At 56.9% G+C, this 23,259-nt stretch carries 16 protein-coding genes and 2 pseudogenes; 13 read left to right on the forward strand and 5 right to left on the reverse strand.

Annotation, left to right across the window (positions count from 1 at the left end):
• Positions 1–115 precede the first annotated feature (115 nt).
• Positions 116–1,063 carry a ribose-phosphate diphosphokinase gene (prs, locus tag ACESQ2_RS11510; RefSeq protein WP_004103157.1) on the forward strand — a complete coding sequence of 316 codons (948 nt, stop codon included), beginning with the start codon at positions 116–118 and terminating at the stop codon, positions 1,061–1,063.
• Positions 1,064–1,312: 249 nt separating this feature from the next.
• Positions 1,313–2,992, forward strand: coding sequence for a C4-dicarboxylic acid transporter DauA (gene dauA, locus ACESQ2_RS11515; protein WP_373170488.1), 1,680 nt, complete (start codon positions 1,313–1,315; stop codon positions 2,990–2,992).
• On the opposite strand, the gene ACESQ2_RS11520 is transcribed toward dauA, so the two are convergent.
• Positions 2,993–4,039 (reverse strand): MerR family transcriptional regulator, encoded by a 1,047-nt coding sequence (locus tag ACESQ2_RS11520; RefSeq protein ID WP_004851896.1) that lies wholly within the window; start codon positions 4,037–4,039, stop codon positions 2,993–2,995.
• Positions 4,040–4,248: 209 nt separating this feature from the next.
• Positions 4,249–4,524: a stress-induced protein YchH gene (ychH, locus tag ACESQ2_RS11525; protein WP_004103160.1), complete on the reverse strand. Its 276-nt coding sequence runs from the start codon at positions 4,522–4,524 to the stop codon at positions 4,249–4,251.
• 272 nt (positions 4,525–4,796) lie between these two features.
• Here ychH and pth point away from each other — a divergent pair, with 272 nt between their 5' ends.
• From pth to ACESQ2_RS11545, 4 genes and pseudogenes are all read left to right on the forward strand, one after another.
• Positions 4,797–5,381 (forward strand): aminoacyl-tRNA hydrolase, encoded by a 585-nt coding sequence (gene pth / locus ACESQ2_RS11530; protein ID WP_004121831.1) that lies wholly within the window; start codon positions 4,797–4,799, stop codon positions 5,379–5,381.
• Between the two features lie 117 nt (positions 5,382–5,498).
• On the forward strand, positions 5,499–6,593 hold the full coding sequence (gene ychF, locus ACESQ2_RS11535) for a redox-regulated ATPase YchF (RefSeq protein ID WP_373170492.1): 1,095 nt from the start codon (positions 5,499–5,501) through the stop codon (positions 6,591–6,593).
• 75 nt (positions 6,594–6,668) lie between these two features.
• A pseudogene (locus ACESQ2_RS11540) lies at positions 6,669–7,675 on the forward strand (tyrosine-type recombinase/integrase).
• A gap of 168 nt (positions 7,676–7,843) precedes the next feature.
• Complete coding sequence (locus tag ACESQ2_RS11545; RefSeq protein ID WP_064358142.1) at positions 7,844–8,461, forward strand: Fic family protein; 618 nt, start codon at positions 7,844–7,846, stop codon at positions 8,459–8,461.
• Here ACESQ2_RS11545 and ACESQ2_RS11550 read toward each other — a convergent pair.
• A complete protein-coding gene (locus tag ACESQ2_RS11550) occupies positions 8,458–8,628 on the reverse strand; it encodes a hypothetical protein (protein WP_004900141.1) in 171 nt (56 codons plus the stop codon). The two genes, ACESQ2_RS11545 and ACESQ2_RS11550, sit on opposite strands and share 4 nt — an antisense overlap.
• Positions 8,629–8,967: 339 nt before the next feature.
• Positions 8,968–10,752 (reverse strand): sigma-54-dependent Fis family transcriptional regulator, encoded by a 1,785-nt coding sequence (locus ACESQ2_RS11555; protein WP_048262522.1) that lies wholly within the window; start codon positions 10,750–10,752, stop codon positions 8,968–8,970.
• Positions 10,753–11,241: 489 nt separating this feature from the next.
• Between ACESQ2_RS11555 and ygeW the strand changes: the two genes are divergently transcribed.
• From ygeW to arcC, 5 genes are all read left to right on the forward strand, one after another.
• Positions 11,242–12,429, forward strand: a complete 1,188-nt coding sequence (ygeW, locus tag ACESQ2_RS11560) for a knotted carbamoyltransferase YgeW (protein WP_004851903.1) — start codon at positions 11,242–11,244, stop codon at positions 12,427–12,429.
• Positions 12,430–12,493: 64 nt separating this feature from the next.
• Positions 12,494–13,693 (forward strand): diaminopropionate ammonia-lyase, encoded by a 1,200-nt coding sequence (gene dpaL, locus ACESQ2_RS11565; protein WP_004851905.1) that lies wholly within the window; start codon positions 12,494–12,496, stop codon positions 13,691–13,693.
• 63 nt (positions 13,694–13,756) lie between these two features.
• Positions 13,757–14,968: a YgeY family selenium metabolism-linked hydrolase gene (locus ACESQ2_RS11570; protein ID WP_373170495.1), complete on the forward strand. Its 1,212-nt coding sequence runs from the start codon at positions 13,757–13,759 to the stop codon at positions 14,966–14,968.
• A 50-nt stretch (positions 14,969–15,018) separates the two neighbouring features.
• Positions 15,019–16,425 carry a dihydropyrimidinase gene (gene hydA / locus ACESQ2_RS11575; RefSeq protein WP_014229763.1) on the forward strand — a complete coding sequence of 469 codons (1,407 nt, stop codon included), beginning with the start codon at positions 15,019–15,021 and terminating at the stop codon, positions 16,423–16,425.
• 12 nt (positions 16,426–16,437) lie between these two features.
• Positions 16,438–17,370, forward strand: a complete 933-nt coding sequence (gene arcC / locus ACESQ2_RS11580) for a carbamate kinase (RefSeq protein ID WP_042945385.1) — start codon at positions 16,438–16,440, stop codon at positions 17,368–17,370.
• A 112-nt stretch (positions 17,371–17,482) separates the two neighbouring features.
• Here the strand turns inward: arcC and ACESQ2_RS11585 are convergent.
• A pseudogene (locus ACESQ2_RS11585) lies at positions 17,483–18,259 on the reverse strand (XdhC family protein); the annotation flags it as partial.
• Positions 18,260–18,790: 531 nt separating this feature from the next.
• On the opposite strand from ACESQ2_RS11585, the gene ygfK reads away from it, so the two are divergent.
• Both ygfK and ssnA read left to right on the forward strand, forming a co-directional pair.
• Positions 18,791–21,895: a putative selenate reductase subunit YgfK gene (ygfK, locus tag ACESQ2_RS11590; RefSeq protein WP_004851914.1), complete on the forward strand. Its 3,105-nt coding sequence runs from the start codon at positions 18,791–18,793 to the stop codon at positions 21,893–21,895.
• 2 nt (positions 21,896–21,897) lie between these two features.
• Positions 21,898–23,229, forward strand: coding sequence for a putative aminohydrolase SsnA (gene ssnA / locus ACESQ2_RS11595; protein ID WP_373170587.1), 1,332 nt, complete (start codon positions 21,898–21,900; stop codon positions 23,227–23,229).
• Positions 23,230–23,259 lie beyond the last annotated feature (30 nt).

The following is a 23,259-nucleotide window of genomic DNA, read 5'->3' on the forward strand; positions in this document are numbered from 1 at the left end:
TGTTCCAGACGTTGCATCGGGCTCTTTAAATACACCGCCTGGATGAAATCGTGCCCACCCGCACCGTTTTTGGCCCATTTCATCCACCACTGGACGCATGCCTGAGGTTCTTCTCGTGCCTGATATGAAGCTTTTTGCTGGTAACGCCACCCCGGAACTAGCACAACGTATTGCCAACCGCCTGTACACTTCTCTTGGCGACGCCGCTGTAGGTCGTTTTAGCGACGGCGAAGTCAGCGTACAAATCAATGAAAACGTACGCGGTGGTGATATTTTCATCATCCAGTCCACTTGTGCTCCCACCAACGACAACCTGATGGAACTGGTTGTTATGGTTGATGCTCTGCGTCGTGCTTCGGCAGGTCGTATCACCGCTGTTATCCCCTACTTCGGTTATGCTCGCCAGGACCGTCGTGTTCGTTCTGCTCGTGTGCCTATCACCGCGAAAGTGGTTGCTGACTTCCTGTCCAGCGTCGGCGTTGACCGCGTTCTGACCGTTGACCTGCACGCAGAACAAATTCAGGGCTTCTTTGACGTTCCGGTGGATAACGTATTCGGCAGCCCGATCCTGCTGGAAGATATGCTGCAGCTGAACCTGGATAACCCTATCGTGGTTTCTCCGGACATCGGCGGCGTGGTTCGCGCTCGCGCTATCGCCAAGCTGCTGAACGATACCGATATGGCTATCATCGACAAACGCCGTCCGCGCGCTAACGTTTCTCAGGTGATGCACATCATCGGTGACGTCGCCGGCCGTGACTGCGTAATGGTTGACGATATGATCGATACCGGCGGTACCCTGTGTAAAGCTGCGGAAGCGCTGAAAGAGCGCGGCGCGAAACGCGTATTCGCCTACGCCACGCACCCGATCTTCTCCGGCAACGCCATCCAGAACATCAAAAACTCTGTGATTGACGAATTCGTCGTCTGCGATACTATTCCGCTGACGCCGGAAATCAAAGCGCTGGAAAAGGTACGTACTCTGACGCTGTCTGGTATGCTGGCCGAAGCGATTCGTCGTATCAGCAACGAAGAATCTATCTCTGCTATGTTCGAACATTAATCGAGCCCGGCTCAAAAACCCGCTGCGGCGGGTTTTTTTGTCTCTGAACCTTTTATTCTCCACAAAATCATTCGGCATGCGTCAAGGCGGCAAGTGAATGAATCTCCGGCAGCGTACAGGCAGTACGAGACCGGGGTAAATGAACGCAGCCAACACAGAGGCATCCCGAAGGATGACGTGGAAATGACCGATGCCTCCTTCACCTGCCATTTAGTTGACAGATGATGCGCTCATGGATGAAACATTATTGTGAACAGATTATTTTCCTCACATGTGATGCCTTTCCGCGCCCTCATCGACGCTTGTTGGAAAGAAAAATATACCGCTTCGCGGTTTACTCGTGATGTGATTGCCGGGATTACCGTCGGGATTATCGCTATCCCGCTGGCGATGGCGCTGGCAATTGGCAGCGGGGTGGCGCCGCAGTACGGTCTCTATACCTCCGCGGTGGCGGGGATCGTAATTGCTTTAACCGGCGGCTCGCGCTTCAGCGTGTCCGGGCCAACCGCCGCTTTCGTGGTGATCCTCTACCCGGTCTCGCAGCAGTTCGGGCTCGCCGGGCTGCTGGTCGCCACCTTGATGTCGGGGATCTTCCTGATTCTTTTCGGCCTGGCGCGCTTTGGCCGCCTGATTGAGTATATTCCGCTATCGGTCACCCTCGGCTTCACCTCCGGGATCGGTATCACCATCGGTACCATGCAAATTAAAGATTTTCTCGGTCTGCAGATGGCCCACGTGCCTGAACATTATCTGCAGAAAGTCGGCGCGCTGGCGATGGCGCTGCCGACCATTAACCCCGGCGATGCCGCCATCGGCGTTGTCACGCTGGGCACGCTGATTATCTGGCCGCGTCTGGGGATTCGTCTGCCGGGCCACCTGCCGGCCCTGCTGGCGGGCTGCGCGGTGATGGGCGTGGTCAACCTGCTTGGCGGGCACGTCGCCACCATCGGCTCTCAGTTCCACTATATTCTCGCCGACGGCAGCCAGGGCAACGGTATTCCGCAGCTGCTGCCGCAGCTGGTGCTGCCGTGGGATATGCCCGGTTCAGACTTCCCCCTCAGCTGGTCCTCGCTGCAGGCGCTGCTGCCGGCGGCGTTTTCCATGGCCATGCTCGGGGCGATTGAGTCCCTGCTGTGCGCCGTGGTGCTGGACGGCATGACCGGCACCAAACACAAGGCCAATAGCGAGCTGATTGGCCAGGGGCTCGGCAATATCGTCGCACCGTTCTTCGGCGGCATTACCGCCACCGCCGCTATCGCCCGCTCGGCGGCCAACGTTCGCGCCGGGGCGACCTCGCCGGTTTCCGCCGTGATCCACGCGCTGCTGGTGATCATGGCGCTGCTGGTGCTTGCCCCTCTGCTCTCCTGGCTGCCGCTTTCCGCGATGGCGGCGCTGCTGCTGATGGTGGCATGGAATATGAGCGAAGCGCACAAGGTCGTTAACCTGCTGCGCTATGCGCCAAAAGACGACATTATCGTCATGCTGATGTGTATGTCGCTGACCGTCCTGTTTGATATGGTCATCGCTATTAGCGTCGGTATTGTGCTGGCTTCCCTGCTGTTTATGCGCCGGATCGCGCGGATGACCCGCCTCGCGCCGGTCAATGTCGAGGTTCCCGATGACGTACTGGTGCTGCGCGTCATTGGTCCGCTGTTTTTCGCCGCCGCGGAAGGGTTGTTTACCGATCTGGAAACGCGGATTGCTGGCAAGCGTATCGTCGTGCTGAAGTGGGATGCGGTGCCGGTGCTGGATGCCGGCGGACTGGATGCCTTCCAGCGCTTCGTGAATAAGCTGCCGGAAGGCTGTGAGCTACGCGTGTCGAACCTGGAATTTCAGCCGCTGCGTACCCTGGCGCGGGCAGGCGTTAAACCGATTCCGGGCCGCCTGAGCTTCTACCCGGACCGCAGCGCCGCGCTGGCGGATATTTAATTACCCGGCGGCAGGCCCCGGCGCCTGCCGCATCATTACGCCAATCGCCTGCTGAAGCCAGCCAAGCACCTCCGGCGTCATCCACGTTCCCTTCATCAAATGCGGCTCCCGCTCCATGGCATAACGAAACTTCTGCTGCGTGTGCGGATCCTTTCCCGCGTAAGACTGGAACAGCGCCAGCCAGCGCTGCGCCAGCTGCTGACCTTCCGCGGAGGCAGGCTCCCGCTTCTCACGACAGGCCCGATGCAGCTCGGCCACCAGCGCCGGCCACTCCATCAGGCGATCGAAATAGTGCTGCCGTGTAAAAGCCAGCTCTTCGGCGTTCAGATAGCGCGCCCAGATGGCCAGCTTGCTTTCGGCAAAAGCACGGGTAATGAAATCAATCATCTCCGGCGTCACCCCGGTTTGTTCGCGCATCTGCGGTTCGGCGGCGTGCATCTCATTCAGGCGAGTCAGAAACTCCGGCCTGCCGGCGGTATCCTGCTCCAGCTGCGCCATCCAGCGGGTGGCCAGCGCAATCGCCCGAGGCTCATCGGCCGGACAGCGTTCGCCCATAAGCTGCTGCGCTTCACCTACCAGCTTCAGCCATATCTGGTTACGTTGCGCATCCTGCTCTGCGAACGGCAGCACCTGTAATTCCTGTTGACTAAACCAGCGATCGTACATTTTCATCAGCTCCAGCGTTTGTAGCCAGGACTCCAGGTCGGGCTCGTCTCCGCTGTCCAGCTCTTCACGCAGCAGCGCCAGGCGCTGGCGCAGCGTGGAGAGGGTTTGCAGCTGCCGGTCGAGGGTGGCGATCTGCTTGACCAGCAGGTCGGACAGCGAGAAGGCGTCCCGGTCGAGATAGTCCTTGATAGTGGCGAGCTCCAGCCCGGCCTGCGCCAGCGCTTTGATCATATGCAGTCGCTGAACGGCCGCCAGATTATAGAGCCGGTAACCCGCCGCGCTTCTGGCCGAAGGCGTCAGCAGTCCCGTTTGTTCATAGTGATGTAGCGTGCGGACGGTTATGCCGGCGCGCTTCGCCAGTTCACCCACCTGAATTAACATGACTGCTCCTTTCGTTTACCAGTGGCGCCACTCTGCTGCCTGACGTGACGTCAGGGTCAAGCGTTCTGTACAGGAATTGTATTAGGCAGACGGTGGCGAAGAAAGACGAAGAGAGAAAGGAGAATTTGAGACACCAACAGGCGGGCAGCCTGAACGGGCGGCATGAAAGCGCACCAGCCGTTCACAACGGCTGGCGGTCTGGAATTCACTCAGCTGTGGCGATGCTGATCGCGGCGGCAGCGTTTATCGTAGTGGCGAACCCACCAGTATCTGTCGCTAACCTGTTCATGACCGCCGATACGGGCGCCGGCCAGCCACAGTACCGCGCCGACAAAGATACTCAAGATCGCGCCGTGTGCGAAAAACTGCGGCAGGTCAAGCTGCGGAAGCTGGTTTAAAATAGAATAACCAACGCCGACAACCATGACGACCAACCCCAACCCCATCAGCACATTACCGAGTAACGAAGCGTTTCTGCGTTTCATATGTCACCTCCGGAACCTTGGGTTGCATGGGAATATCCCCAAATCTTATAGGTGTAGTATAGACAATGGCCAATATAGCGATTGCGTGGACGATCACAGAAGCGAACATCTTGCCAACAAAAGTTTACAAATAACCCACTGAACAACATCAAATTCTAATTATTCAAACCCGTGATTATCTGTGGCGGGTGCGTTTCGCTGGCAGAATTTTGTCAACCGCGCGCGCAGACAGTACACTACGCGCCAGAGAACGATCCAAGCAGGATAAAAAAGTGAGCATAAAATTAATTGTCGGCCTGGCGAACCCCGGCGCTGAATACGCAGCGACCCGACATAACGCCGGCGCCTGGTACGTGGATTTACTGGCTGAACGCCACCGCGCGCCGCTGCGCGAAGAGAGCAAATTCTTCGGCTACACCTCGCGGATTAACCTTGCCGGCGAGGATGTCCGCCTGCTGGTGCCGACGACCTTTATGAACCTGAGCGGCAAAGCCGTCGGCGCGATGGCGACCTTCTTTCGCATCAACCCGGACGAAATCCTGGTCGCCCACGATGAGCTCGACTTACCGCCAGGCGTGGCTAAGTTTAAGCTGGGCGGCGGCCACGGCGGCCATAATGGCCTGAAAGACATCATCAGCAAGCTGGGCAATAACCCGAACTTTCACCGCTTACGCGTGGGAATCGGCCATCCGGGCGATAAAAATAAAGTTGTCGGTTTTGTGCTGGGCAAGCCCCCCGCCAGCGAACAGAAGCTGATTGATGAGGCCGTTGACGAAGCGGCGCGCTGCACCGAGGTGTGGCTGAAGGATGGCCTGACCAAGGCGACCAACCGTTTACACGCTTTTAAAGCGCAATAACCGGTCGGCGTGCGGAATTTTTGTCACGCACCGTGTATAATAGGCGAAGCTATTTACTTTTCTGCAATCTGTTCACTGTAACAGGTTGATTATCCAAAGATTAAGGTGATTTAAATCATGGGATTCAAATGCGGTATCGTCGGTTTGCCCAACGTCGGCAAATCCACCCTGTTCAATGCGCTCACTAAAGCGGGTATTGAAGCGGCCAACTTCCCCTTCTGTACCATTGAGCCGAACACCGGTGTCGTGCCGATGCCCGATCCGCGTCTGGACAAACTGGCTGAAATCGTCAAACCACAGCGTATTCTGCCAACCACGATGGAATTCGTTGATATCGCAGGCCTCGTTAAAGGCGCGTCGAAAGGTGAAGGCCTGGGCAACCAGTTTCTGACCAACATCCGCGAAACCGAAGCTATCGGTCACGTGGTGCGCTGTTTCGAAAACGACAACATTATCCACGTTAACAATAAAGTGGACCCGGCTGACGATATTGAAGTGATCAATACCGAACTGGCGCTCTCCGACCTGGATACCTGCGAACGCGCCATCCATCGCGTGCAGAAGAAAGCCAAAGGCGGCGATAAAGACGCGAAAGCCGAGCTGGCGGCGCTGGAAAAATGCCTGCCGCACCTTGAGAATGCCGGTATGCTGCGTTCGTTGAAAAATCTGACCGACGAAGACAAAGCGGCGATTAAATATCTGAGCTTCCTGACCCTGAAGCCGACCATGTATATCGCCAACGTCAACGAAGACGGCTTTGAGAACAACCCTTATCTCGATAAAGTCCGCGAAATCGCCGCCGCCGAAGGTTCTGTGGTGGTCGCCGTTTGCGCCGCCGTTGAGTCCGATATCGCCGAGCTGGACGATGCCGACCGCGATGAGTTTATGGCCGAGCTGGGTCTCGAAGAGCCGGGCCTGAACCGCGTTATCCGCGCCGGCTACGAGCTGCTGAACCTGCAGACCTACTTTACCGCAGGGGTGAAGGAAGTGCGCGCCTGGACTATCCCCGTCGGCGCCACTGCCCCGCAGGCCGCGGGTAAAATCCACACCGACTTTGAAAAAGGCTTTATCCGCGCGCAGACCATCGCCTATGAAGACTTTATTGCCTATAAAGGCGAGCAGGGTGCCAAAGAAGCCGGGAAAATGCGCGCTGAAGGAAAGGATTACATCGTGAAAGATGGCGATGTGATGAACTTCCTGTTCAACGTCTAAATAAAATTTGTTGTCTCATGAGGTTTCATTGAACCTCATGAACATCGAAAAAAACCACAAAATCCACGCAATTGCGTGGATTTTTCATTTCAGCAAGCGCGTAAGCAAGTCGCAGATGGAGTTAGCCCGACACAGGCTCGCCAGTTAGATAAGATCCGCAAGGTCAACGACGTCTCCAACACCTTTAAGCTGATCGCTAAAGAGTGGTTGCAGATGAAAGACTGGGCCGAAATTACCAAAACGCGCCGACTGGATATGCTTGAGCGTGTGGTTTTCCCCGCAATAGGTAAGCTCCCAATCAGAGAGGTCACTCCACACCATATCCTTAGAATTCTTCAAGAAACTGCTAAACGAGGAGCACCGACAGTTGCCGCTGAAGCTCGCCGCACCGTTTCATCAGTTTTTGAGTTAGCAGTTGCAACGCTTAGAGCTGATAGCGATCCTGTACGGCCTGTGCGCAAGGCCCTTCCGGCCAATAAGACACAGCACAAACAAGCACTGAATCCTCAGCAAATCGGAAAGTTATTAAACTGTTTTGATAATAGTCGTGGCTCGTACCAGGTTAACTATTGTATGTGGCTTATGTGGTGGACATTGACGCGTCCTGCAGAAGCCACCGAAGCAGAATGGACAGAATTCGATCTTGATAACGCCCTGTGGACAATTCCGGCAGCGCGAATGAAAGCCCGAGAGAACACGTTATTCCCCTACCCTCCCAAGCTATCAAAATGCTCAGAACACTACAGGGATTAACCGGGCATCGGCAGCACCTTTTCCCGGGCAGGGATAATCCGTTAGGTCCAATGACATCGCACTCGCTGCGCCAGCTACGTAAAAGCCTCGGCTGGAGTGGTACATATAGCCCACATGCAACCCGAACCACTGGAAGTACCCGTTTAAACGAGATGGGCTATCGACCTGATGCTATTGAGGCCCAACTTGCGCACGCTGATACCAACAATGTTCGTCGCACATACAACCATGTAACTTATCTTGATGAGCGAAAGGTTATGATGCAGGACTGGGCAAATAAACTTGAAGAATGGGTAGGAAGCGCGCGCAGCACTATTGATGTTTCGTAAACCATGATGTATTGGTCTGTTAATGCTGATTATTAACGATAATTTCCCATCAGATTATAAAAACTATATTTCAGCCTACACTTTTGTAACTGTCTGATTATACGACCATTGTTACTCTCCTCACCCAGCGTTATAATTTCTTAGCACCCATTAGCGCAGGATGTTCCCATGAGCCGATACCGTATCTCTGGCAGTGAAGGACAATATGAGAAAAACTCCGATGAGCAAGTTCTGGCAAATAAGCTGGGGATTGCTGATTCTGGTGAGATGGACGAAGCGGAGCTTGTGCTGTTAGAGAAGCTCTATCACTGCATTTTTGAAGAGCAGTTTCCAGCAGGGCAGATCACCATTGCTTTGCTGAAAAGCTGGCATCGCCGCTGGCTGGGAAACATCTATGAGTGGGCCGGGCAAGAAAGGACTGTCAATATCAGCAAAGGGGGCTTTATGTTCGCGCCCTCTGCACAGTTGCCAAAACTAATACACGATTTCGACGCTAAATACCTTGCCCGATATACACCATGCACTAACATGAGCGAAGAACAGATCATAGAGGCTATTGCTATAACCCATGTAGAGCTGATACTCATCCATCCATTCCGGGAAGGCAATGGACGTTTATCACGACTTTTAGCTGATGTGATGGCGGTTCAGGGGGGACACAGGCCGCTGGATTATCAAAGCTGGGAGCAAAACAAAGCCGAATATATTTCGGCTATCCACGCAGGTATGTCAATGGACTACGGCCCGATGTGTTATTGGGTCGGTACTGCGTTAAGACGTGATTAAACAGCAAGACGAAGATGGGCGAACTTTTTGCGCGTCGCTTCAAGCGAAGCTTCGATCTTCTCAGAAGACTGCCCCGTCTCAACGGCGGTTGACGTTGCTACCGAGCGAACAATGTCAGCGCGAGACGGTTTAACGTAATACACCTGCGTTTTCTTGTCATTGCTCATCGCGATTCCTCAGCTATCGAATGTGTAATCTGTACTCATTATATCAAGGTTTCGACACGACTTCACATCATCTGTAGCCCGACGTCATCAAGGGGCCATCTAGCTCTGATTTAGCACTGCACTGAATTTGGGTCAGGGTCAGTGGTAACTAGCCTCAGATAGCAGCATCAACTAAAGTGAGTACAGACATGAGTATGAAAATAAAAATCAAAAATAAAAACATTAAATATCAATTCAATAAATATCAAATCACGATTCAACGTCTAAGCGTTTCTTCGCCGTGATGCCCTCCACAAAATCCACGCGCTCGCGTGGATTTTTTATTGCCCGCAGTTCCCGTCAGTTCTGACCCGCCGCCAGCGAATATTTCTTTATTTTGCGATACAGCGTGGCGATGCCGATGCCCAGCTCATCCGCCGCCTGCTTTTTATTACTGTAGCGAGAGAGCGCATCGCGGATCATCTGCCGCTCCATCTCCTCCAGCGCCGTCACGTTCTCCTCCTGAGTGAGTGTCGCTGACGCTGAAGCCGACGACGTCGCCTGGCTCGCCGCTTCACCGCTGCTTAACAGATTCGGCGGCAGCAGCGACATATCGATGATTTCTCCCGACGGCACCACGTTAACCAGGTACTCCATCAGGTTGCTGAGTTCACGAATATTGCCCGGCCAGCGATAGCGCTTAAGGAAATCGATCACGTCCTGCGCGACGCCGGGATAAACCAGATTGAGACGACCGGTATGCAGATGCAGGAAATAGTGAATCAGCAGCTCAATGTCCTCCTGACGTTCGCGCAGCGGCGGCAGGCGCAGCGGAATCACGTTCAGACGATAGTAGAGATCTTCGCGGAACTTCCCTTCCGCGATGTACTGTTCCAGGTTTTGATTGGTCGCGGATATGATACGAATATCGACCTGAACCGGATGGCTGGCGCCCACCGGCTGAATCTCACGTGACTCAATGGCCCGCAGCAGCTTGGCCTGCAGAGTGAGCGGCATATCGCCAATTTCGTCAAGAAACAGCGTCCCGCTATTGGCCGCCTGAATCAGGCCGGTCTTACCGTTTGCCGATGCGCCGGTAAACGCCCCCTTCACGTAGCCAAACAGTTCGCTTTCTAACAGCTGCTCGGGTATCGCGGCGCAGTTAATCGCGATAAAGGGCTTCGCGTGGCGATCGCTGAGCTTGTGGATAGCGCGGGCAACCACCTCTTTCCCGGTCCCGCTTTCACCGGCAATCATTACGCTGGAGGGGCTCGGGGCCACGCGGCTGATCAGCTTTTTAAGCTGCCGCATAGGTCGACACTCTCCCACCATCGCCTCAATCTGCGGCCCTTCCTGCCCGCAGCTGAAATCGGCCGAAGAGTGCGACTGATGGAACGCCATTAAAAATAACCACTGATCCTGCACCGCGTGCAGCTGGCCGATAATGAGCTCCTTGCGATCGTCAAAGGAGATAATGTGCTGCATATGGCCGTGCTTGAAATTATCTTCGAAGGTCAACGGCTGAAACTGGATTGACTTACCAATCACCTGTCCCTGAGTGACGCTCATTATTTTCAAAGCGGCCTGGTTGGCAAATTTGACTCTTTGATCGTTGCCCACGACCAGTACGCCCTGATCCATATTTTCGATCATGGTTAAAAATATTTTATGGATATTGTCGCCGACCGCCCGCTCCTGCAAAAATCGGGAAACGAATATGGTTGAGACATGACGAACATAATCAGAAAACTCCTGGATATTCGCATTTATACGTTCCTGCTGCTCGCGCGTCAGCGCAACCAGGCTAATAACGCCGACGCAGCGGTCGTGATACATCACCGGCGTGCCAAGAAAGGCTTTCTCTTCGCATTTCTCCTTATTGTTACAGTCTTTACACAGGGGGTCGAAGCGGGAGTGGGTAACGACCTTCTCGGTCTGTGTTTCAATAATGTAACGCAGAAGCCGTGAATTTGAATTTAATTTATAGCCAATCTGTTTACTATAAGCGCCAGTTCCGGCGACCCGGTATAATTCGTTATCAACAATCTCGACCTCCAGCTGCAGCACGCTGGATAACATCCTTGCAAACTTTTGAATTGTAGGCTGAATCTGCATTAAAATGGAGGGTGCTTTGGACGGTATCATGTCTATCGGCCTTCTATTATTGCTCACCTGTTCGGCGTCAAGCGAAGCGGCTTTATTTATCTGCGGGGAATGATACCACTCCTTTTAGCCACCCGCGTTGATATAGATAGGGCCAATTCCCCCACCTTATCTTAAATATGCAAGAGCTATCACAGTTTCTTATCATTATGATAAATTTGCAGCGGTTTTTATCATATTGGCGCAATGTGAAGATGATAATCGCATTATTTACGGCGGCAACCCGCGCCTGTCCCGCTGAAATGGACGGCGGGGGAAAAATTTCACCTTTCTCTTCCCGGGATAACTCGCCTGAATTCGTGACAGACCTGGCATAATCTTAACTATTCAATCCTCTCCGCCGCCTCTCCCGGAGGATTTGGCACGCTTATTGTTAGTGGTAATACAGCGCTGGCAGTCGCTAATTCGGCAACTCTGCATATCCGACCGCACAGCAATCAATAAGCCGTCATTCACGACCAGGATTGAAACATGAAAACTGTTAACGAACTGATTAAGGATATCAATAAACTTAACTCTCATCTCAGTGAGAAAGACTTTCTGCTGACCTGGGAACAATCGCCGGATGAGCTGAAACAGGTGCTGGACGTCGCCGCCGCGCTAAAAACGCTACGCGCTGAAAATATCGCCACCAAAGTGTTTAACAGCGGATTGGGTATTTCCGTGTTCCGCGATAACTCAACCCGCACCCGCTTCTCCTATGCCTCCGCGCTCAACCTGTTAGGTCTGGCGCAACAGGATCTGGATGAGGGGAAATCGCAAATTGCCCACGGCGAAACGGTCCGTGAAACCGCCAATATGATCTCCTTCTGCGCCGACGCCATCGGCATCCGCGATGACATGTTCCTTGGCGCGGGCAACGCCTACATGCGTGAGGTAGGCGAAGCGCTGGACGACGGCCACAAGCAGGGCGTCCTGCCGCAGCGACCGGCGCTGATCAATCTGCAGTGCGATATCGACCACCCGACGCAATCCATGGCCGATCTCGCCTGGCTGCGCGAGCACTTCGGTTCGCTGGAGAACCTGAAAGGTAAGAAGATCGCCATGACCTGGGCCTACTCGCCGAGCTATGGCAAACCCCTCTCGGTGCCGCAGGGCATTATCGGCCTGATGACCCGCTTCGGTATGGACGTCACCCTCGCCCACCCGGAAGGGTACGACCTGATCCCTGACGTTATCGAAGTGGCAAAAAACAATGCCCAGGCCTCCGGCGGCAGCTTCCGCCAGGTGAACAGCATGGAGGAAGCCTTTAAAGACGCCGATATCGTCTATCCGAAATCCTGGGCGCCGTACAAGGTAATGGAAAAACGCACCGAGCTGCTGCGCGCAAATGACCATGAAGGTCTGAAGGCGCTGGAGAAAGCCTGCCTTGAGCAGAACGCCGGCCATAAAGACTGGCACTGTACGGAAGAGATGATGAAGCACACCCGCGACGGTGACGCGCTGTATATGCACTGCCTGCCGGCGGATATCACCGGCGTCTCCTGCGACGCGGGCGAAGTCACCGAGGGAGTCTTCGAGAAGTACCGGATCCCGACCTACAAAGAGGCCAGCTGGAAGCCGTACATCATCGCCGCGATGATCGTCTGCCGCAAATACGCGAACCCGGGCAAGGTGCTGGAGCAGCTGCTCAAGGAAGCGCAGAAACGCATCAAATAATCCCCAGGCTGGCCTGCGGGCCAGCCCCACGACTTTCGCATTTCAAAAAGGATAAGGATCGAGTATGTCTGCTTTCTCACTGAAAATGGATATTGCCGAAAACCGTTTTTTTAACGGAGAGACTTCACCGCTGTTTTCACGCCAGCAGGCGCAGCAGGCTCGCCGCTTTCATCAAAAGATCGCCGGCTATCAGCCTACGCCGCTGGTGGCGCTGAACGAACTTTCCGCGCTGTTTGGGGTACAAAAAATCCTCGTTAAAGATGAATCCCGGCGCTTTGGCCTCAACGCCTTCAAAATGCTCGGCGGCTCTTATGCTATCGCCCGGCTGCTGTGTGAAAAATATCATTTAGATATCAACGATCTCTCCTTCGAAACGCTCAAATCCAGCATCAAAGAGAAGATGACGTTCGCCACCACCACCGACGGCAACCACGGCCGCGGCGTGGCGTGGGCAGCCCGCCAGTTAGGCCAGAACGCCGTCATCTATATGCCGAAAGGCTCCGCGCAGGAGCGGGTTGACGCCATACTGCGCCTCGGCGCCGAGTGTATCGTCACCGACATGAACTACGACGACACCGTCCGCTTTACCATGCAGACCGCGCAGAAAAACGGCTGGGAGGTGGTGCAGGACACCGCCTGGGAAGGCTACACGAAAATTCCGACCTGGATTATGCAGGGCTATGCCACCCTCGCCGATGAAACGGTAGAACAGCTCTCCTCAATGGGTATCGCCCGTCCGACGCACGTGCTTCTGCAGGGCGGCGTGGGGGCGATGGCGGGCGGCGTGCTGGGCTACCTGGCCGATGTCTACGGCGCGAAGCATCTCCATTCCATTATCGTCGAGCCGGAGCTGGCCGACTGTCTCTACCGCTCTGCGCTGAAGGGCCAGATCGTCAACGTCAGCGGCGATATGGCCACCATTATGGCCGGTCTCGCCTGCGGTGAGCCCAACCCGCTGGGCTGGGAAGTGCTGCGCAACTGCGCCACGCAGTTCGTCTCCTGTCAGGACGCCGTCGCCGCCCTCGGCATGCGGGTGCTGGGAAACCCGGCGGGCCAGGATCCGCGCGTTATTTCCGGCGAATCCGGCGCCGTCGGTCTCGGCCTGCTGGCGGCGATTCATTTCCATCCGCAGCGCGAAGCGCTGATGCACAAGCTCAAGCTGGATAGCGATTCCGTGGTGCTGGTGATTAGCACCGAAGGCGACACCGACGTTAAGCACTATCGCGAAGTCGTCTGGGAAGGCAAACATCCGGCCGCGCAGTAGCCGATTGATCAACATTCCTCCCGCCCGGCGGGACCCCCGTATTCAGAACTGGAGAACATCCTTATGGCTAAGCAAATTCCGTTCAACGCGATCCTGGAAAAATCAAAACAATACGAAAAAGAGATGACCCGCTTCCTGCGCGATATGATCGCCATCCCCAGCGAAAGCAGCGATGAGAAGCGCGTGGTGCACCGTATCAAAGAGGAGATGGAGAAAGTCGGATTCGACAAAGTGGAAATCGATCCGATGGGTAACGTGCTGGGCTACATCGGCCACGGCCCGCGTCTGGTCGCCATGGACGCGCACATTGATACCGTCGGCATTGGCAACATCAAGAACTGGAACTTCGACCCGTACGAAGGTATGGAGACCGATGAGCTGATCGGCGGGCGCGGCGCGTCTGACCAGGAGGGCGGAATGGCCTCCATGGTTTACGCCGGTAAAATCATTAAAGATCTGGGCCTGGAAGGTGAGTATACCCTGCTGGTGACCGGTACCGTTCAGGAAGAGGATTGCGACGGCCTGTGCTGGCAGTACATTATTGAACAATCCGGCATACGTCCGGAATTCGTGGTCAGCACCGAACCTACCGACTGCCAGATTTACCGCGGACAGCGCGGGCGTATGGAGATCCGCGTGGAGGTTCAGGGCGTCAGCTGCCACGGCTCCGCCCCGGAGCGCGGCGATAACGCCATCTTCAAAATGGCGCCCGTTCTCACCGAACTGGAACAGCTTTCGCACAAGCTGGGCGATGACGAGTTCCTCGGCAAAGGCACCCTGACCGTTTCCGAGATTTTCTTCACCTCGCCGAGCCGCTGCGCGGTAGCGGATAGCTGCGCCGTCTCCATTGACCGCCGTCTGACCTGGGGCGAAACCTGGGAAGGCGCGCTGGAAGAGATCCGCGCGCTGCCGGCGGTGAAAAAAGCCGCCGCGGTGGTCTCAATGTACAACTACGAGCGCCCCTCCTGGACCGGCCTGGTCTACCCGACCGAATGCTACTTCCCGACCTGGAAAGTGGAAGAGAACCACTTCACCGTTCGCGCCCTGAGCAACGCCTATGAAGGTCTGTTCGGCAAAGCGCCGGTGGTAGATAAGTGGACCTTCTCCACCAACGGCGTCTCCATTATGGGCCGCCACGGTATTCCGGTTATCGGCTTTGGGCCAGGGAAAGAGCCGGAGGCGCATGCGCCGAACGAGAAAACCTGGAAATCGCATCTGGTCACCTGCGCCGCGATGTATGCCGCTATCCCGCTGAGCTGGCTGGCCACGGAGTAATTGTTCGTCCTGTCTGCCGCCGCGCTCTGCGGCGGTATGTTGAGGTTTCTATGCGCGTACTGATTAAAAATGGCCTCGTCGTCAACGCCGACGGACAGCTAAAGCAGGACCTGCTCATTGAAGATGGCCTCGTCAAGCGCCTTGCCAGTTCTATTGAGGCAGAACAACCCTGCGAAGTGATTGACGCCGAGGGCTGCTACGTGATGCCCGGCGGCGTCGACGTTCATACGCATTTCAATATTGATGTGGGTCTCGCCCGCAGCTGCGATGATTTCTTTACCGGCACCCGGGCCGCGGCCTGCGGCGGTACCACCACCATTGTTGATCATATGGGCTTCGGGCCCGTCGGCTGCCACCTGCGCCACCAGTTCGAGGTCTATCGCGGCTACGCCGCCTATAAAGCCGTTATCGACTACAGTTTTCACGGCGTTATCCAACACGTTAACCACGGCATTCTCGACGAAATCCCGATGATGGTGGATAGCGGCATCAGCAGCTTTAAGCTCTATCTGACCTACCAGTACAAACTCAGCGATGATGAGATATTGCAGGCGATGCGCCACCTGCAGCGCGCCGGCGCGCTGACGACGGTGCATCCGGAAAACGATGCCGCCATCGCCCAGCGCCGGGCGGAATTTATCAACGCCGGTAAAACCGCGCCGCGCTATCACGCCCTGAGCCGCCCGCTGGAGTGCGAGGCGGAAGCCATCGCCCGAACGATCAACCTCGCGCAGCTGGCGGGAAACGCGCCGCTCTATATTGTTCATCTTTCCAACGCTCTGGGCCTGGAGTACCTGCGCCTGGCCAGAAGACGCCACCAGCCGGTGTGGGTGGAGACCTGTCCGCAGTATCTGCTGCTGGACGAGCGCTGCTACGAGCGCGAAGACGCGCTTAACTATCTGCTCAGCCCTCCCCTGCGCAACGCCAGCAACAACGATGCGCTATGGCGCGGTATCCATGATGGAGATATTGACACGGTCGCCACCGACCACTGCGCGTTCTCTGCGCAGCAGCGCAGGCAGATCTCCGGCGGCGACTTTAGCCGCTGCCCGAACGGCCTGCCGGGGGTGGAAAACCGGCTGCTGCTGCTGTTCTCGCACGGCGTGATGACCGGGCGCATCACCCCTGAGCGCTTTGTGGCGCTCACCAGCGCCAACCCGGCGAAGCTGTTTGGCCTGTGGCCGCAGAAGGGGCTGCTGGCGCCCGGCGCCGATGGCGACGTGGTTATCATCGATCCGCAGCGTACCACCACCATCCGTCATGCCATGCTGCACGACAACGCCGACTATTCACCCTATGAAGGCTTTATCTGTCAGGGCGCGATTCGCCAGACGCTCTCCCACGGCAGAGTGATCTTTGATAACGGCACCTTTACCGGCATCGCCGGACAGGGCCGCTTTTTACGCCGACAACCCTTTTCCACCGCTCACCAGGCCGTCAGCGGAACAGAAACGTAATGAGAGGAAGCTATGAGTAAAAAAATTGTTCTCGCTCTCGGCGGGAATGCGCTGGGCGACGATCTCGCCGGACAGATGCAGGCCGTACGACACACCGCCCGGACGATCGTCGATCTTATCGCCCTTGGCCACCAGGTGGTGGTCACTCACGGCAACGGTCCGCAGGTGGGCATGATCAACCAGGCCTTCGAGGCCGCGGCAAAAACCGAGGCCCATACGCCCATGCTGCCGATGTCGGTCTGCGTGGCCCTGAGCCAGGGCTACATCGGCTACGACCTGCAAAACGCGATTCGTGAAGAACTGCTAACGCGCCAGCTGGATATCCCGGTGGCGACCCTGATAACCCAGGTGGAAGTGGATGCTAACGATAAGGCATTTCTTAATCCGACCAAGCCCATCGGCTCGTTCTTCAGCAAAGAAGAGGCTGACAAGCTGAGCCAAAACGGCTACATCATGAAAGAGGACGCCGGGCGCGGCTACCGTCGCGTCGTCGCGTCGCCCATGCCGGTAGATATTATCGAGAAACAAACGGTAAAAGCGCTGATGGATGACTGCCACGTGGTGATCACCGTCGGCGGCGGCGGCATTCCGGTGATTCGCGAGGGTAACCATCTGCGCGGCGCCAGCGCGGTTATCGACAAGGACTGGGCCAGCGCGAAGCTGGCGGAGATGATCGACGCCGACCTGCTGATCATTCTCACCGCCGTAGAAAAGGTGGCGATCAACTTCGGTAAACCTGACGAGCAGTGGCTGGATAACCTCTCCCTGCGCGATGCCGAACGCTTTATCGAAGAGGGGCACTTTGCCAAAGGCTCAATGCTGCCAAAAGTGGAAGCCGCCGCCGCCTTCGCCCGCTCAGGGCCGGGGCGTAAAGCGCTGATCACGATGCTGAGCAAAGCCAAAGAGGGGATTGAAGGAAAAACGGGCACCATTATTAGCCAATAAGCTGTACGCCACGGGTTGCCGGGAACCTCCCGGCAACATTTCCCCTCGCAGAAGCTCAGACCTCAACCGCCTCAGCCAGACAATCCGGCTGGCACGCTTGCCTCACCTGGTTCATCAGCCCCCCCGGCGCGCCGTTTTTCACCTGCAGGATCTCCGCCAGCACGCTGATGGCAATCTCGTTTGGCGTCTCGGCGCCGATGTCATAGCCAATCGGCGCCCGCAGACGGCTGATATCCGCCTCCGTTACGCCGTTTTCCCGCATCTGGCGGACAAAGGCCTGCACTTTCCGCCGGCTGGCCAGCAGCCCCAGCCACGCTACCGGCTGGGTTATCAGCCTGTCCAGCGCCTCCCGATCCTGGTTGTTGGTGGCAATCAGCACGAAATCCTGCGGCCGGACCGCCATCGCCTCCACCACGTCCGTAAAGCTGGCAGCGTGCACCAGCCGCGCCGAAAGCGGAAAAGCGTCGAGGCAAAGGCTGGCGGAATAGATATCGCCGACGCAGATGTCAAAATCCACCCGCGCCGCGGCGTGGGCAACCGCGCGGTTGACGTGCCCGGCGCCGACCAGCAGCAGGCGCGGGCGCAGGCCGTGCACGCTGATGTAAACCGACATCGCGCCGCCGCAGTCGGAGCCCACGGCGTCGCTGCCGGTGCGCGCCATGCGACCGTGAAACATTCGCGACGCCCGTTCGCGCAGCGCTTCCAGCGCCGCATCGATGACTTTACGCTCCACCATCCCGCCGCCAATGGTGCCCACAATCGAACCGTCCTCCCGGATAAGCATCTGAGCGGAGTGTCGGGGGGTAGAGCCCCGGCTTTCGACAATCTGCGCCAGGGCAAAGGGACGGTTCTGCTCCTCAAGTCGTGCAGCTTCTGCAAAAATATTCATACCAACCTCAAAGGCGATGTTTACGGCTCTATTTGATTATCTGCGATATTTCCCCGGGTTCTCAGTTTGAGAGTCTACCCGGCGTTGAAATAGCGTCGCAGCGACCCGTAGCAACTATGCAATATTTATACTTAGCTGCCATTTTTCATCGTAAATTGTGAGTCAGGTCATTTCGTTAGCCCTATTGACGCTGCAACGGGGGTATCTCATCGATTATTTCCTCTGTTACCGCAGCAAAAATAAGCCGCCTGCTAAAATCACCGCCGAATAGCCGACATAAATTATCATTCTGATATTCCGGATCTGATTTTGAGAAATCTCGCCGAATGATAAAGCGTATTGATTTGAGTTCTCATTTACCCGCTATGGAATTATTCGCCCGGCATCGTCGAGTTTCGACCTGGTTCACAAATTAATTATTTCGCCGCCGCGGTTTGAATAACTGGTGTGATTGTTGCTCCTCTTTCGTTATCCGTCGGGATGATTACCACCGGCAATGTCGATCTTACAATGATATCTAAGGAGAGGGTTATGGGAGATATAATGCGTCCCGTGCCGTTTGAGGAGCTTTTAACGCGCATTTTCGACGAGTATCAGAGTCAGCGGACTATTTTTGGCATCCCCGAGCAACAGTTTTATACGCCGCAGGCGCAGCGGTCGATCGGCGTATTCGGCGAAAGCTGCGCGACGCCGCTCGGCCCGGCAGCCGGGCCGCATACCCAGCTGGCGCAGAACATTATTACCGCCTGGCTAACCGGCGGGCGGTTTATCGAGCTGAAAACCGTACAGATCCTTGACCGCCTGGAGCTGGAAAAGCCCTGCATCGATGCCGAAGATGAGTGCTTCAACACCGAGTGGTCCACCGAATTTACCCTCAAAAAAGCCTGGGATGAGTACCTGAAAGCCTGGTTCACGCTGCATCTGCTGGAGCAGGTCTTTCCGCTGGGCACCCATAAAGAGAGCAAGTCGTTTATTTTCAACATGAGCGTCGGCTACAACCTTGACGGTATTAAGCAGCCGCCAATGCAGGAATTTATCGACAACATGATGGACGCCTCCGCCCATCCTAAATTCGCCCAGTACCGCGACACCCTGAACCGCTGGCTGCAAAATAGAACCTTTATCGACAGCCTGCCAACCTGCGCGCGCAAAGACGGGCTGGACAATCTGGCTCAACGCGTGCCGGCCAGGCTGGTTCAGGGCGTCACCCTCTCAACCATGCACGGCTGCCCGCCGGACGAGATCGAAGCCATCTGCCGCTATATGCTGACGGAGAAAAATCTCAATACCTTTGTGAAGCTCAACCCGACCCTGCTCGGCTATCCGCGCGTTCGCCAGATCCTCGACGCCTGCGGCTTCGGCTATATCGGCCTTAGCGAAGCGTCGTTTGACCATGACCTTAAGATCGACCGGGCGCTGGAGATGCTGACGCGCCTGATGGCGCTGGCGAAAGCGCGCAGCCTCGGCTTTGGCGTCAAGCTGACCAACACCCTCGGCACCGTCAACAACAAGGGAGCGCTGCCGGGAGATGAAATGTATATGTCAGGCCGCGCGCTATTCCCGCTATCGATCAACGTAGCCGCCCTGCTCTCGCGGGCGTTTGACGGCAAGCTGCCGATCTCCTACTCCGGCGGCGCCAGCCAGCTCAACATTCGCGAGATTTTCGACACCGGCATTCGCCCTATCACCATGGCCACCGACCTGCTGAAGCCGGGAGGATATCTGCGCCTGAGCGAGTGCATGCGCGAGCTGGAGAAAGCCGACGGCTGGAACATGACGCAGATCGACGTCGAGCGCCTCAACGCGCTGGCGGAAAAAGCGGTGAGCATGGACTACACCCAGAAACAGTGGAAGCCGGAAGAGCGCATTGATACCGGCGAGCCGCTGCCGCTGCTGGACTGTTACGTCGCCCCCTGCGTGACGGCCTGCGCCATCAAGCAGGATATTCCGGAGTATATCCGCCTGCTGGGCGAGCATCGCTACGCCGACGCGCTGGAGCTGATCTATCAGCGCAACGCGTTGCCGGCCATCACCGGTCATATCTGCGACCACCAGTGCCAGTACAACTGTACGCGTCTGGATTACGACAGCGCGCTCAACATCCGTGAGCTGAAAAAAGTGGCGCTGGAGAAAGGCTGGGACGAGTACCGCAGCCGCTGGCATAAGCCCGCGGGATCCGGCTCCCGGCACCCGGTAGCGGTGATCGGCGCGGGCCCTGCCGGTCTCGCCGCCGGATACTTCCTCGCCCGCGCCGGCCATCCGGTCACGGTTTTTGAACGCGAAGCCAGCGCCGGAGGCGTGGTGAAGAATATCATTCCGCAGTTCCGCATTCCCGGCGAGCTTATCCAGCACGATATCGATTTTGTCGTCGCCCACGGCGTCAAAATTGAGTACGGCTGCGACCCGCATCTGAGCGTGGAAAAACTGCAGGCGAAAGGTTTTCGTTACGTGCTGGTCGGCACCGGTACCGATAAAAACAGCGGCGTGAAGCTGGGGGGCGATAACCAGAACGTGCATAAGTCGCTGCAGTTCCTGCGCGAGTTTAACCGCGGCGCCGAGCTGAACCTGGGCAAACGCGTGGCCGTGGTCGGCGCCGGCAACACCGCCATGGACTGCGCCCGCGCGGCGCTGCGCGTACCCGGCGTGCAGAGCGCGACCATCGTCTATCGCCGCTCGCAGCAAGAGATGCCCGCCTGGCGCGAAGAGTACGATGAGGCGCTGCTCGACGGCGTCGACTTCGAGTGGCTATGCAACCCGGAACAGTTTAACGCCGACGGGACGCTCGTCGTACGCGTCATGAAGCTGGGCGAGCCGGATGAGAAAGGCCGCCGCCGCCCGGTGGAAACCGATGAGATTCGCACCCTGCAAGTCGACTCTCTGATTACCGCCATCGGCGAGCAGCAGGACGGCGAAGCGCTGTCGGCAATGGGGATCCCGCTCGACCCGCAGGGCTGGCCGGTGGTCAACGCCGATGGCGAGACCAGCAAACCGAACGTTTTCCTGATCGGCGACGTTCAGCGCGGCCCCTCTTCTATCGTCTCCGCTATCGGCAACGCGCGACGGGCCACGGACGCGATCCTGGCCCGGGAAAATATCGCCAGCAGCTACGGAAACAAAGTCTGGAACAACGTCGATCCGGCGAAGGTGTACCAGCGTAAAGGCGCCATCGCCGTCACGCTGGTGGATAAAAACCAGCGCGAGGCTTTTGTCGAGCAGGAAGCCAGCCGCTGCCTGGAGTGCAACTACGTGTGCAGCAAGTGCGTCGACGTCTGTCCGAACCGCGCCAATATTTCCGTGGCCGTGCCGGGCTTCCAGAATCGCTTCCAGACCCTGCATCTGGACGCTTATTGCAACGAATGCGGCAACTGCGCTCAGTTCTGCCCGTGGCAGGGAAAACCGTATAAAGACAAAATCACCGTGTTCAGCCTGGAGCAGGATTTTGTCAACAGCACCAATCCGGGCTTCTTCGTCGCGGGCGCCAGCGTCAAAGTGCGTCAGGACGACCAGACGTGGCAGCTGGAAATTAACGACCGCGGCCAGTTTAACGAGGTACCGGCCCAGCTGGACGCCATGTGCCGCATCATAAGCCATATTCATCAGCACCAAAGCTATCTTCTGGGAGGCGTTGAAGTATGAGTATCCTGATCCTGAAAAATGCCACCGCCGCGCAGATCTATCCGGCGAAAGTGTGGGAGAACGTCGATATCGCCATTGAGAATGATAAAATTCTCGCTGTCGGCCCCGGCCTGTGCCAGCGCTATCCGCAGGCGCAGGTGAAAGAGATGCGCGGGCAGCTGGTGATGCCCGGCATGGTCTGCTCCCACAATCACTTTTATTCCGGCCTGTCCCGGGGGATTCAGGCCAATATCGCCCCCAGCCCGGACTTTATCTCCACGCTGAAAAACCTGTGGTGGCGCCTTGACCGGGCGCTGGACGAAGAGTCGCTCTACTACAGCGGGCTGATCTGCGCCATGGAGGCCGTGCGCAGCGGCTGCACGGCGGTTGTCGATCATCATGCGTCGCCCCACTATATCGCGGGCTCCCTGAGCCAGCTGCGCAACGCCTTCCTCAAAATCGGGCTGCGCGGGATGACCTGCTTCGAAACCACCGACCGTAACTTTGGCAGCCGCGAGCTGCGCGACAGCGTTGAGGAGAACATTCGCTTCGCCAGAGAGATCGACGCCGCGCGCGAAAAGGGCGACCAGCCTTATCTGGTCGAGGCCCATATCGGCGCCCATGCGCCGTTCACCGTGCCGGATGAGGGTCTGGCGATGCTGCGCGAAGCGCTAAAAGCCACCGGCCGCGGCCTGCATATCCACGCGGCGGAAGACCGCTACGATGTCTCTCACAGCCATCACCTTTACGGTAAGGACCTGCTGGTGCGGCTGGCGGAGTTCGACCTTATCAACAGTAAGACGCTGATTGCCCACGGCCTGTACATCTCCGATGCCGACGTCGAGCTGCTCAACGCGCAGGACGGCTTCCTGGTGCACAACGCCCGCTCCAACATGAACAACCACGTCGGCTACAACCCCCGCCTGCCGCAGATGCGCAATCTGGCGCTCGGCACCGACGGCATCGGTTCCGACATGTTCGAGGAGATGAAGTTTGCCTTCTTTAAACACCGCGACGCCGGCGGGCCGCTGTGGCCGGACAGCTTCGCGAAGGCGCTGAGCAACGGCAATGAACTGTTGAATCGCAACTTCAACGCCCGCCTTGGCCGCCTTGAGGCGGGCTATAAAGCGGACCTCACCATTTGCGACTATATGGCGCCGACGCCGCTTATCGCGGAAAACATCGCCGGACATATCGCCTTCGGCCTGGGGGCAAACAGCGTGCGCAGCGTCATGGTGAACGGCGTGATGATCTACGAGGATCGCCAGTTCAGCTTCGACTGCGGGCCGATATTCCGCGAAGCGCAGAAAGTGGCGAAAAAAATGTGGGCGCGAATGGATGCGCTCCCCGCGTAGCCCGCGTAAAAACGCTAAACCGGCCTGGCA

It is taken from the genome of Klebsiella sp. Q11, from assembly GCF_964241505.1.
GTDB classification, from domain to species: domain Bacteria; phylum Pseudomonadota; class Gammaproteobacteria; order Enterobacterales; family Enterobacteriaceae; genus Klebsiella; species Klebsiella michiganensis.